The sequence below is a fragment of the Pseudomonas sp. JY-Q genome, from assembly GCF_001655295.1.
GTDB classification, from domain to species: domain Bacteria; phylum Pseudomonadota; class Gammaproteobacteria; order Pseudomonadales; family Pseudomonadaceae; genus Aquipseudomonas; species Aquipseudomonas alloputida.
The window spans coordinates 2,943,607-2,956,379 of the sequence record NZ_CP011525.1; the positions used below are offsets into that span (position 1 = coordinate 2,943,607).

Here is a 12,773-nt window from a genome sequence, read left to right on the forward strand (position 1 = left end):
GTTGCACTCAGCTCCTGCAACCGCCGGGAGTAAATTATGCTAACTGACGTTCTTTCCATGCTCGCGCCGCAAAACAGGCGATTGTTCAAGCTGAATATCCTGACACAAACAGCCAACGATGAGTTTTTGCTTGAGCACTTTTCCGGCACTGAAGAGCTTTCCAAACTCTATGAATTCGATCTGGCCTTGCTCAGCCAACAGAGCGATGTAAAGCTCAAGTCACTGATTGGCAGCCAGGCCACGATAGAAATCGAGTTATCCAACGGCTCTTTCCGCTACATTAACGGCTATGTTCAGCGGTTTAGCACCCAAGGCAGCGACGGCGGCTATGTGCGTTATGCAGCCGTGCTAGGGCCGTGGCTGTGGATGCTGACTTGCCGCTTCGATACACGCATTTTTCAAGAAAAATCGGTCCAGGCTGTTGTCAGTGAAGTGTTCGCCGGATTTGGCACGCTGGCCAAGTACGAATTTCGTGTAAGCAAGTCGCTCAAATCGCACAGCTACATTACCCAGTACCGCGAGAGCGATTTCAACTTTGTGCAGCGCTTGCTTGAGAGCGAAGGGCTTTTCTACTACTTCGAGCACACGGCCGACTCCCACCTGATGGTCATCACCGATGACTCCAGCACCTTGTTGCCGCTGCCCGAACAGCCGCAGATTCGCTACCACTCCGCGTCGGTTACCGAAACCGCTGATTCCATTACTCAGTGGCAGTCAACGCGGCAGCTGCAATCCGGTCAAATTGCCGTTCGCACGTTCGACTATCGCCAACCGCGCAACTTCCTACCTGTGACCATGCAAAGCTTGAATCAACAGGGCGATGTGGACAGGTTCGAGATTTATGATTTCCCGGGCCAGTACACCCATGGCAGCTACGAAGATGGCGAAGCCATCGTACGCAACCGTATCGAAGCGCTCGAGTTGATGGGCAAGACCTTCTACGGCGAGAGCAATTGCCGGGCCATGAAGCCGGGTTACACTTTTGAGTTGATCCAGCATTATCTGCACGACACCGGTGACGCCGAGAACCGTAAGTTTTTGTTGCTGAGCGTGGAGCATCGCGGCAGCAACAACTACATGACTGGCGACCAGGCCGGTTACGTCAACCGATTCGTGTGCGTGCGTAAAAAAATCGCATACCGCCCGCAGTTAAACACCCGCAAGCCTTTGATCAACGGCCCGCAGACCGCCATCGTTGTCGGCCCCCCAGGCGAGGAAATCTTCACCGACGAACTGGGCCGGGTAAAGCTTCAGTTTCACTGGGATCGCCAGGGGCAGTTCAACGATCACAGCTCGTGCTGGGTACGTGTCGCCCAGTCCGGTGCCAGCGGTGGCTTCGGCAGCATCCAGATCCCACGCGTAGGCGACGAGGTGGTGGTGGTGTTCCTTGACGGCAACCCGGACCGGCCGCTGATCATGGGCAGCCTGTACAACAGCACCAACACTCCGCCATGGTCGCTGCCGGCGAACAAGACCCAAAGTGGTTTCCTGACGCGGTCGATGAAGGGCGACGGCGGTACCGCCAACTTCTTCCGCTTCGAGGACAAGGCCGGCGCCGAGCAGATCATCATGCATGCCGAGCGCAACATGGATACCGAGATCGAGCTGGATGAGACCCATGATGTGGGGAATAACCGCTCGATTACTGTTGGTGGTACGCACACCGAAACGGTCAAGAAAGACACCGTGGTGCAGGTGACCGAAGGTTCCTACACCCTGCAGGTCGACAACCAGTTCATCCAGGTGGCCGCCAAGCAGCACATCATCCTGCAGGTGGGCGACAGCAGCATCACGCTGACCCCGGAAGGCATCGAGATCAAAGGCAAGGTCATCGTGACCACCAGTACCGACACCACCCAGATCACTGGCGCCGCAGTGCGGATCAACGACTGAGGCAAGGTTCATGTACAAGCCCTCGATCTACGACCGCATCTCTGCCAGGCGCGAAGCGCAAGAGGAGTCTGCGCGGCTGGCCAGTCTGGCGGAAGCTGCTCATGTGCCCGAGCCTGTGCCCGAGCCGGAACCGCTGCCAGCCGTGTTGCAGGATGTCGCCAGCGCTTTCACCTTCGCAGGGTTCTCCTTGCAGTTTCCGCTCGGCTTTCGTTTTCGCGACATCCAGACCACCCTCGAGCATGAAGGCGAGCCGGTCAGCCTCAGCATCCGCCGCCGTGATGTACCCGCCAGGCAGCCGCTGGAGCAACTGTTCCAGCGCGCAGTCGAGGCTTTGCGCGAATTGAACCCGCAACTGCGCGTGATTCGCCAACGTGATTGCCTCCTGGCTGGGAACCCGGCCAAGGTCGTGGACTTTCACTTCAATGCCGGCCACGAGCCTCGGCACGGTCGCCTGGTCGGCGCACTGGTGCCCATCGCCGGCAGCGATTCGCTGCAATGGCTGGATATCTCCAGCGTGATCGACCCCAGCAAGCCCGGCCTGAGCCAGTGGCTGGCCGAGTTCGACCGCATGCTCGATGGCTTCGCGCAGGGCTGACCCCGATTTTTTCGCTATCAGGAATTTTCATCGCATGGATTACGAATTACAGGAAGGCGGCATTGCGCTGCCGGCAGGTTTCGAGGACCGCACGGTCAACATGTTCGTCCTGGGTGCCAGTGTTCCAGCACCCTTGAGCATCACCATCTCGCGTGACACCTTGCTGCCGGACGAAGCGCTGCAGGCCTATGTCGATCGCCAGGTCAAGCTGCTCACCTCCAAGCTGCGCGGCTACACCCGCATGGGCAACAAGGCAGTCACGCTCTCGGTTACCGCACCCATTGCCGGTATCCAGATCGACGCCTATTACATGAACCAGGGCCGCCCGCTGTACCAGCGCCAGGCCGCCTTCATCATCAGCCCCGGGCGTGCCCTGATCTTCTCCACCACTGCACAGGCCGACTTCAGTGCCCAGCAGAACCAGGACTGGGACAACCTGTTGGCCAGCTTCACCCCGCGTGCCCCGTCCGAAACCAGCGCCGAGTCCGGCGAACAGGAGTAACCCCTCATGTTCGAAGCGGCCAGGTTCGGCGACGAGATAGCGCACACCAGCGCGCTGGGGGGCTTCCTGATCGGGGCCGCCCTGGGGATTGCGCTGGTGGCCACGGTGGCCATCGCCACGTTCACCTGCGGGTTCGGCGTGGCCTTGCTGGCCGGCCTCGCAGCCGGCATCGGGGGCAGCTTGCTGACTGCCGCCGGAGAGGCGATAGGCAGTATGTTCTCGTCCCCCTCAGGGACGATAACCACTGCCTCACCCAACGTGTTCATCAACAGCCGCAAGGCCGCCCGCGTCGAAAAAAGCATCGGTGCCTGCGACAAGCACCCAGGGCCGGTGCAGATTGCCGAAGGCTCGACCAACGTCTTCATCAACAGCGTCGCCGCCGCGCGCAAGGGCGACAAGCTGACCTGCGGCGCCACCATTTCCGGTGGTTCGGACAACGTCATCATCGGCGGCGGCACCTACCGTTACCTGCCCGTGGACGATGAAGTCCCGGAGTGGCTGCGCACCACCGTGGATGTGCTGATGGCCATCGCCGGCGCCGCAGGCGGTATCGCCCAACTGATCAAGGCGGGTACCCAGGCCGGCATGAAAGCCGTCATGCCTTGCGCGCTGAAGTTCACGGCCGGCTTCGTCGCCGGTGAGGTGGCCAGCCGTTACGTGGTCGAACCCGTGGCCCGCAAGGCTATCGGCGGCCTGGTCGGCAACCCCGTCGACCTCACGACGGGCCGCAAGCTGATCCCCGATGAAATCGACTTCAGCCTGCCGGGCCTGATGCCGATCGAGTGGTCGCGCTTCTACGCCAGCGACCTGACGGTCGACAGCGTACTCGGCCGCGGCTGGGTGCTGCCCTGGGAGCAGAGCCTGCGCCGCCAGGGGGCATTCATCTACCTCACCGACAACCAGGGCCGCGAAGTCCCGTTCGTGACCCTGCAACCGGGGCAGCGCATCTACAACCCGCACGAGCAGGTGTACCTGGTGTGCACCGAGGGCGGCCACTACATCCTGCAGACCCTCGATAACCTGTTCTTCTACTTCGGCGAAGTGCCAGATACCAACACCGAAGTGCCGCTGCAGCGTATCGAGAACGTCCTCGGCCACTTCCTGCACTTCACCCGCACGCCCGACGGCACACTGACCGACATCAGCGCCACCGGCGGCACCCGCGTGCACCTGCACTACGACAACCCGCTGGGTCGCCTGACCGACATCAAGCGCGTGGTGAACAACGAAGCGGTGGAAACGCTTACCCAGTACCGCTACGACGAACACGGCCAGCTGAGCGCGGTGATCAACCGCAACGGCGACACCGTGCGCAGCTTCAGCTACGCAGACGGCCTGATGGTGACCCACAGCAACGCGCTGGGGCTGGGCTGCCACTACCGTTGGCAAACCCTGGGCGACAAGCCACGTGTGGTCGAACACTGGACCAGCGACGGCGAGCACTACCACTTCCGCTACGACCTCGATAGCCGCACCAGCTGGGCCACCGACGTGCTCGGCCGCGAGCTGGAAGTGCAGTACAACGCCGACCACCGCGTGGTCGCCAGCCGCGACTACGGTGGCGAACGCTATGCCATCGAACTGGACGAGCAGGGCAACATGGTCGGCCTGACCTTGCCGGACGGTAACCGCCTGCAATTCAAGTACGACGAATTCTCCCGCTTGCTCGAAGAAACCGACCCGCTGGGCCGCAAGACCGTTTACGAGTATCACCACCTGACCACACTGGTGACCCAGGTCAGCTACCCGGACGGCAGCACCTGGCGAGCGCGCTACGACGACAAGGGCAACCTGCTCGCCGAATTCGATGCCCTCGGCCAGATGACCGAGTACCTGAACAGCGATGACGGCCTGCCGCACACCATCATCGATGCGACCTACAAGTCCAAGTACCTGTGGTGGAACACCCTGGCCCAGGTCGAGCGCTACCAGGACTGCTCGGGCAAGAGTACGTACTACCGCTATGACGAACGCCAGCACCTGGTGGCGGTGACCGATGCGCTGAACCAGACCACCACGCTGGCGCGCAAGCCCGACGGCGAAGTGCTGCGCATCAGCCACCCGGACGGCACCACGGAAAGCTTCACCTACAACGTCTACGGTCAGGTGCTCAGCCACACCGACGGCAAGGGCCAGACCACTCGCCTGATGCGCACCGCCCGCGGCCTGCCGAGCAGCCGCCAGGATGCCAAGGGCCAGCGGGTTCGCTACGAGTACGACAAGGCCATTCGCCTGACCGCGCTGGTCAACGAGAACAACGCCACGTACAGCTTTGCCTACGACGCTTCGGACCGGCTGAGCGAAGAAGTGCGGGTGGATAACCTGACCCGGCGTTTCAGCTACAACGTCGGTGGCCATCTCACACGACTGGATGAGATTGGCTATGGCGAGAATGCCGAACGGCCCGAGCGCCATACGCTGTTCGAACGTGATGCCATTGGGCGTTTGGTCGCCAAGATCAACCGTGATGCGAGCCAGACATTCGCATACGACGACGGTGACCGGTTGCTGAGCATCGAGCGGCAACCGAGCGGGATCGGCAAGCAGCTTGGGATCACGGAAGAAAAGCTTGAGTACGCCTACGATCTGCTCGGTCGGCTGACGAAAGAAATCACCTCCGCCGGAACGCTTGGCTACGAGTACGACCCACTCAGCAACCTGACCACGCTGACCCTGCCGGATGGGCGCAAGGTCAATCACCTGTATTACGGCAGTGGCCACCTGCACCAGCTGAACCTGGATGGTCAGGTGATCAGCGACATGGAGCGCGATGACCTGCACCGCGAGGTGTACCGGACCCAGGGCAAGCTCACCAGTTGCTTCGGTTACGACGCCATGGGGCGCAAGGCCTGGCAGTTTGCCTCGACCTTGCCGGCCGACAAGCTCTCGCAAGTGCACAACACCGGTGTGAATACCTCGTTGCTGGTGGAGCACGCCTACAACCCGATCCACCGCCGTTATCAGTACGACCCGGCCGGTGAACTGGTGCGTACCCTCGACAAGCTACGCGGCGAGATCAAGTACGAGTACGAAGCCAACGGCCAATTGCGCAGTCGCGATACCGGTTCGCTGATCGGCAGCGAGGAGTTCCGCTACGACCCGGCAGCCAACCGCCTGGACTTCAATGCGCGGCAGTTCGACAAGGTCAAGGACAACCGCATCAAACAGTGGCGGGATCAGGAGTACCGCTACGACCCGTGGGGCAATCTGGTCGAGAAGCGCTCGGGGCACAGCAAGCTGCAGCATTTTAGCTATGACTGCGAGAACCGGCTGGTGCGGGCGGAGACGTTGGTCAATGGCAAGCTGGAAAGCCAAGGCGAGTATCGGTACGACAGCTTGGGGAGGCGAATAGCCAAGCAGGCTGAAATCAATGGCGAGGTCGAGCAGAAGCGCTTCCTCTGGCAGGGGCTGAGGATGCTGCGGGAGGAATCGCCTGCGAAGAGCATCTTGTACCTGTACGAGCCGGGTAGCTATGCGCCGCTGGCGCGAGTCGATCAGGCTGAAGGGGAGGAGCAAAAGCTTTATTACTTCCATACCGATCAGATCGGTACGCCGATCGAGCTGACCAATAGCGAGGGCGAGATCGTTTGGCAGGCGACCTATCGCTCGTGGGGCTCGGTAGAGCAGCTAGTAGTTAGTGAGGTGGAGCAGAATATACGATTCCAAGGTCAATATTTTGATTGCGAATCGAGCCTGCACTACAATACTTTTCGATTCTACGATCCAGAAGTTGGACGATTTGTGAATCAAGACCCAATTGGATTATTGGGAGGAGCTAACCTGTATAGCTATGGAGTCAATCCGATATCTTGGATTGATCCTTGGGGATGGAGTGCAAAGCCTTCACATTCCCCTGATGTTGCCAAATGGCTAGATAAAGGTGGTTCTGTGCATATGGAGATTGACGGACGAACATGGGTTTATAAAGATTGGGAGGGTAATGTAGTAAGGTATCCCGACGGCCATCCTGACTTTACTCCTTTTGAACGACAGCAAGTTGATGTTCCTGACTTGAAGGGGAATCACGGTAAAAATCCTGGTGGTGATTTTGGCAAGGCAGATGCACTTGCACCTCAGGGTAAGGCAGACTATTCGAAAAATACTTGGCATCATCATGAGAATATGAAGACGATGCAGGAAGTTCCTAAAAAAATTCACAACAGGTTCACCCATTCGGGTGGTGTTAAGAATATGAAATCAAGCTGTTAATAGGGTCGAAAAATGCCTATAGTTTACAAAGCTGGTTTGACTGATGCTGAGATAAACTCACTTGAGGCAGCAGTTAATGTTACTTTGCCTAGTGCGTATAGAAACATACTGGCACGCATGAATGGTTTTTATTTGACTGATCCTGATTTTGGGCAGTTGCCGTTGAAGTCTGTTCAAGACGGGGAGGTGAGTTTTGATCGTTTGTTTGGGGTTATACCGGGAGAGGAATGCAACGATATTATTAGCTTTAATCAAGAATTTATTTCTGAGTTGGCATTTGTTAATGGCGTTTTGGCGATTGGGGAAGATGGGGGAGGGAACCCTTATGTGATAGTTACTGAGCCTGGGCGAGAAGGGGTTTATTATTGGGATAGAACCCACTTGCACGAATCTGACTCCATTAATAAATATGATATAGCGGAGCAAGGTGATAGCGGTCATCTTTATAAAATAGCAGAAGGTTTCGATGATTTTTATTCTTTGATTTTAGCGTCGCTGCCCGATGACGTTGAAATGATTGAAGAAAACTGAGGTGGGTGGTGATGGGGTGGCATCGATTCAATCGAAATATGGCGAATATTGAAGGGTGCGATTTTTTTGATCTTGGCCATAATAATGTTTCGAACGTTGCCTTTCGGGTGGTCGTTTCGTCAGTGTCGGCTGTTTAATAGAATGCAGGTTTATCTGGCTCTGCTAGATGTTGGTAGAGCCAGCCTCTTGTTAACATGGAGTCCCTAGGTTGTGCTTAAGAGTATTGTATAAGTGCAGTCAGCTCGGAGGGCAGCCACTACACCCCCAAAACCGCGACAGCCTGTTCTTCCTCTTTTTCTACTTCGGTGAAGTACCGGACACCAACAGCGAAGTGCCGCTGCAATGAATCACCGGCTGTACCCGCGTGCACCTGCACTACGACAACCCGCTGGGGCGCCTGACCGGCATCAAACGTGTGGTGAACAACGAAGCGGTGGAAACGCTTACCCAGTACCGCTACGACGAACACGGCCAGCTGAGCGCGGTGATCAACCGCAACGGCGACACCGTGGCGCCGTTGGCGCGGGTTGATCAGGTTGAAGGGGAAGGGCAGAAGGTCTATTACTTCCATACGGATCAGATTGGAACCCCACTGGAGCTGACCGATAGCGAGGGTGAGATTGTCTGGCAGGCGACATATCGCTCGTGGGGTGAGATAGAGCAGCTAACGGTCAATGGGGTAGAGCAAAATCTAAGATTCCAGGGACAATACTTCGACCGCGAGACTGCGCTGCATTACAACACTTTTCGTTATTATGATCCGGCATTGGGGAGATTTGTAACACAAGATCCTGTTGGTTTGTTTGGTGGTGATAATCTTTATCAGTATGCGAAAAACACTCAGTCCTGGATAGACTCATTAGGGCTAGCGTGTGATAAGTGGGATGTTAGTACCCATCAGGCAAACAAAAATGCAGTTAAAGGGAAGAATCTAGGCCTGGACTCACATCATGTTGGGCAGAAAAATTTGATGAAAGACCTTGTCGAGGGCTACGATCCTGCTACAGGGCCTGCTATGCTGGTACCCCGAGTAGGACATACAGTTTCTAAAGAAGGTGTGGGAATTGTGTCTAGAAGTAGTATAAATCCCAGGACAGGACTCCCTTTTACTAGTGCTCGTGATGTGGTTGCGCGCGACATTAGAGAACTTAGGCGTGTTTATCCAGAAGTGCCAAATGAAAAGCTACAGCAGCTAATCGCTCTGAATAAATCTATGTATCCAGAAATGCGGAAGTAAAGGGAGAAATTTATGGGTGATAATAAATTTGTTGATGCTATTTATTCCGAATTGTTTGAGAAAAATTTCCCTCAATATAAAAATTCTCTTACTAAACCCGTCAACGGAGATAAGGACTCATATGCTCGTGCGCGTAATGCTCTAGCATCGCTAGATGATACTCAAAGGTATGATATCATTAACTTTTTTAAAGTTGTTATCGCAGACAGCGCTTCTGTAGTGCTTGGGACGTTGGATGGTGTCCATTTTCCGGATGACCTCGAGGGCGATTTTGTTGTAAAATTAGATGGTGAAGATATTCAGGGTGACTTGCAGGATATATTTATCGAAAAATCTCAGCAAGATGGTATTTACGATTGATTTTTCGAGGCATTTTTAGTCTGGCTTCGGTTTTTGTTTTTATGTGGCATTGTTGAAAGAAAGATATTGAAAAAGCTATTGAAAATAGTTGGGGTGCCAGCTTCAACTATTTTTCCGTTAGCCGATACTGTCGAGCGGCTGGAATGAAGCTGCCTTAGCTAATATAATTATTTGTGTCATTGTCAAAAGTCACGTTCGCTAAGCGTGTAAGGTGATTGTGCGGGCCTGTATCCTAGGTGGCTCATTACCTCCTGCAACCCCTCGACAATCTAGAGAAGTGCCAGACACCAACACCGAAGTGCCGCTGCAGCGTATCGAGAACGTCCTTGCCCACTTCCTGCACTTCACCCGCACGCCCGACGGCACACTGACCGACATCAGCGCCACCGGCGGCACCCGCGTGCACCTGCACTACGACAACCCGCTGGGTCGCCTGACCGACATCAAGCGCGTGGTGAACAACGAAGCGGTGGAAACGCTTACCCAGTACCGCTACGACGAACACGGCCAGCTGAGCGCGGTGATCAACCGCAACGGCGACACCGTGCGCAGCTTCAGCTACGCAGACGGCCTGATGGTGACCCACAGCAACGCGCTGGGGCTGGGCTGCCACTACCGTTGGCAAACCCTGGGCGACAAGCCACGTGTGGTCGAGCACTGGACCAGCGACGGCGAGCACTACCACTTCCGCTACGACCTCGATAGCCGCACCAGCTGGGCCACCGACGTGCTCGGCCGCGAGCTGGAAGTGCAGTACAACGCCGACCACCGCGTGGTCGCCAGCCGCGACTATGGCGGCGAGCGTTACGCCATCGAGCTTGACGAACACGGCAATATGGTTGGCCTGACCTTGCCGGACGGTAACCGCCTGCAATTCAAGTACGACGAATTCTCCCGCTTGCTCGAAGAGACCGACCCGCTGGGCCGCAAGACCACCTACGAATATCATCACCTGACCACGCTGGTGAACCAGGTCAGCTACCCGGATGGCAGCACCTGGCGAGCGCGTTACGACGACAAGGGCAACCTGCTCGCCGAATTCGATGCCCTCGGCCAGATGACCGAGTACCTGAACAGCGATGACGGCCTGCCGCACACCATCATCGATGCGACCTACAAGTCCAAGTACCTGTGGTGGAACACCCTGGCCCAGGTCGAGCGCTACCAGGACTGCTCGGGCAAGAGTACGTACTACCGCTATGACGAGCGCCAGCACCTGGTCGCGGTAACAGACGCGCTGAACCAGACCACCACGCTGGCGCGCAAGCCCGACGGTGAAGTGCTGCGCATCAGCCACCCGGACGGCACCACGGAAACCTTTACCTACAACGTCTACGGTCAGGTGCTCAGCCACACCGACGGCAAGGGCCAGACCACCCGCCTGATGCGCACGGCCCGTGGCCTGCCGAGCAGCCGCCAGGATGCCAAGGGCCAGCGGGTTCGCTACGAGTACGACAAGGCCATTCGCCTGACCGCGCTGGTCAACGAGAACAACGCCACGTACAGCTTTGCCTACGACGCTTCGGACCGGCTGAGCGAAGAAGTGCGGGTGGATAACCTGACCCGGCGTTTCAGCTACAACGTCGGTGGTCATCTCACACGACTGGATGAGATTGGCTATGGCGAAAATGCCGAGCGGCCCGAGCGCCATACGCTGTTCGAGCGTGATGCCATTGGCCGTTTGGTCGCCAAGATCAACCGTGATGCGAGCCAGACATTCGCATACGACGACGGTGACCGGTTGCTGAGCATCGAGCGGCAACCGAGCGGGATCGGCAAGCAGCTTGGGATCACGGAAGAAAAGCTTGAGTACGCCTACGATCTGCTCGGTCGGCTGACCAAAGAAATCACCCCTGACGGCACGCTCGGCTACGAGTACAACCCACTCAGCAACCTGACCACGCTGACCCTCCCGGATGGGCGCAAGGTCAATCACCTGTACTACGGCAGCGGCCACCTGCACCAGCTGAACCTGGACGGGTTGGTGATCAGCGACATGGAGCGTGACGACCTGCACCGCGAGGTGTACCGCACGCAGGGCAAGCTCACCAGCTGCTTCGGTTATGACGCCATGGGGCGCAAGGCCTGGCAGTTTGCCTCGACCTTGCCGGCCGACAAGCTCTCGCAAGTGCACAACACCGGTGTGAATACCTCGTTGCTGGTGGAGCACGCCTACAACCCGATCCACCGCCGTTATCAGTACGACCCGGCCGGTGAACTGGTGCGTACCCTCGACAAGCTACGCGGCGAGATCAAGTACGAGTACGAAGCCAACGGCCAATTGCGCAGTCGCGATACCGGTTCGCTGATCGGCAGCGAGGAGTTCCGCTACGACCCGGCAGCCAACCGCCTGGACTTCAATGCGCGGCAGTTCGACAAGGTCAAGGACAACCGCATCAAACAGTGGCGGGATCAGGAGTACCGCTACGACCCGTGGGGCAACCTGATCGAGAAGCGCTCGGGGCACAGCAAGCTGCAGCATTTTAGCTATGACTGCGAGAACCGGCTGGTGCGGGCGGAGACGTTGGTCAATGGCAAGCTGGAAAGCCAAGGCGAGTATCGTTACGACAGCTTGGGGAGGCGAATAGCCAAGCAGGCTGAAATCAATGGCGAGGTCGAGCAGAAGCGCTTTCTCTGGCAAGGCTTGCGAATGCTGCGTGAGGAGACGCCTGGGCAGAGCATCCTGTACCTGTACGAGCCGGGTAGCTATGCGCCATTGGCGCGGGTTGATCAGGTTGAAGGGGAAGGGCAGAAGGTCTATTACTTCCATACGGACCAGATTGGTACGCCGCTGGAGCTGACGGACAGTGACGGCAAAATCGTTTGGCAGGCGACGTATCGTTCTTGGGGGGAGATAGAGCAGCTGACGGTCAACCAAGTTATGCAGCACATGCGCTTTCAAGGTCAATACTGTGATCTTGAGACAGGGCTGCATTACAATGCTTATAGATATTATGATCCACAAGTTGGCCGTTTCGTAACGCAAGACCCGTTGAGTATCGACGGCGGAATGAATCTCTATGGGTATGCTCTAAATCCGATCCTATGGTTGGATCCACTTGGGCTATCCTGCGGGTCCGATGCGAAAAAACTTGCAGACAGCCTCGGTAGTAAACCAGTAGGTGGAGGGCAGTATGACGCGCATCACATCATAATGTCCAACTCAAAAGACGCCAGAATGATAGCTTTGAGAAAGCAAATGAAAGAACTGGGGATCGATATCAATAACAGGAAAAACGGTATCTGGTTGCCAAATACAGAATCTGCTAGAGTTCCCGGAACACTAGCGACGCCACACAAGGGGGCTGGCATACATGGAAATGCCTACAAGCAACATGTGTATGATACATTGGCTGGCAGAACAACTAAGAAAGATTTTTTGAGTGGGCTCGCAGAGCTCAAAGAGCAATTAAATAGCGGTAAAACTTTTGCTGTTAGGAGGTAGT

At 56.7% G+C, this 12,773-nt stretch carries 6 protein-coding genes and 2 pseudogenes; all 8 read left to right on the forward strand.

What is annotated here, in order from left to right; translation table 11 throughout:
* The first annotated feature begins 36 nt into the window (after positions 1–36).
* A complete protein-coding gene (gene tssI / locus AA098_RS13410; RefSeq protein WP_033725266.1) occupies positions 37–1,893 on the forward strand; it encodes a type VI secretion system tip protein TssI/VgrG in 1,857 nt (618 codons plus the stop codon).
* Positions 1,894–1,903: 10 nt separating this feature from the next.
* The gene (locus AA098_RS13415) at positions 1,904–2,488 is read left to right on the forward strand and encodes a DcrB-related protein (protein ID WP_004576629.1); all 585 of its coding nucleotides are present in this window, start codon (positions 1,904–1,906) and stop codon (positions 2,486–2,488) included.
* Positions 2,489–2,522: 34 nt separating this feature from the next.
* Entirely contained in the window at positions 2,523–2,990 is a 468-nt protein-coding gene (locus AA098_RS13420) for a DcrB-related protein (RefSeq protein ID WP_003248404.1), read from the forward strand.
* 6 nt (positions 2,991–2,996) lie between these two features.
* Positions 2,997–7,199 carry an RHS repeat-associated core domain-containing protein gene (locus AA098_RS13425; protein ID WP_082916893.1) on the forward strand — a complete coding sequence of 1,401 codons (4,203 nt, stop codon included), beginning with the start codon at positions 2,997–2,999 and terminating at the stop codon, positions 7,197–7,199.
* A gap of 12 nt (positions 7,200–7,211) precedes the next feature.
* Positions 7,212–7,730 (forward strand): SMI1/KNR4 family protein, encoded by a 519-nt coding sequence (locus AA098_RS13430; RefSeq protein ID WP_080635003.1) that lies wholly within the window; start codon positions 7,212–7,214, stop codon positions 7,728–7,730.
* Between the two features lie 505 nt (positions 7,731–8,235).
* Positions 8,236–8,967 (forward strand): annotated as a pseudogene (locus tag AA098_RS13435) (RHS repeat domain-containing protein); the annotation flags it as partial.
* A gap of 12 nt (positions 8,968–8,979) precedes the next feature.
* Positions 8,980–9,327, forward strand: coding sequence for a hypothetical protein (locus AA098_RS13440; protein WP_004577243.1), 348 nt, complete (start codon positions 8,980–8,982; stop codon positions 9,325–9,327).
* 242 nt (positions 9,328–9,569) lie between these two features.
* A pseudogene (locus AA098_RS13445) lies at positions 9,570–12,772 on the forward strand (RHS repeat-associated core domain-containing protein); the annotation flags it as partial.
* Position 12,773: the final 1 nt, after the last annotated feature.

Coding starts and splice junctions, on each gene's coding strand:
- AA098_RS13420 (WP_003248404.1), top strand. CDS start 2,523: ATGGATTACGAATTACAGGAAGGCGGCATTGCGCTGCCGGCAGGTTTC.
- AA098_RS13440 (WP_004577243.1), top strand. CDS start 8,980: ATGGGTGATAATAAATTTGTTGATGCTATTTATTCCGAATTGTTTGAG.
- AA098_RS13415 (WP_004576629.1), top strand. CDS start 1,904: ATGTACAAGCCCTCGATCTACGACCGCATCTCTGCCAGGCGCGAAGCG.
- AA098_RS13430 (WP_080635003.1), top strand. CDS start 7,212: ATGCCTATAGTTTACAAAGCTGGTTTGACTGATGCTGAGATAAACTCA.
- AA098_RS13425 (WP_082916893.1), top strand. CDS start 2,997: ATGTTCGAAGCGGCCAGGTTCGGCGACGAGATAGCGCACACCAGCGCG.
- tssI (WP_033725266.1), top strand. CDS start 37: ATGCTAACTGACGTTCTTTCCATGCTCGCGCCGCAAAACAGGCGATTG.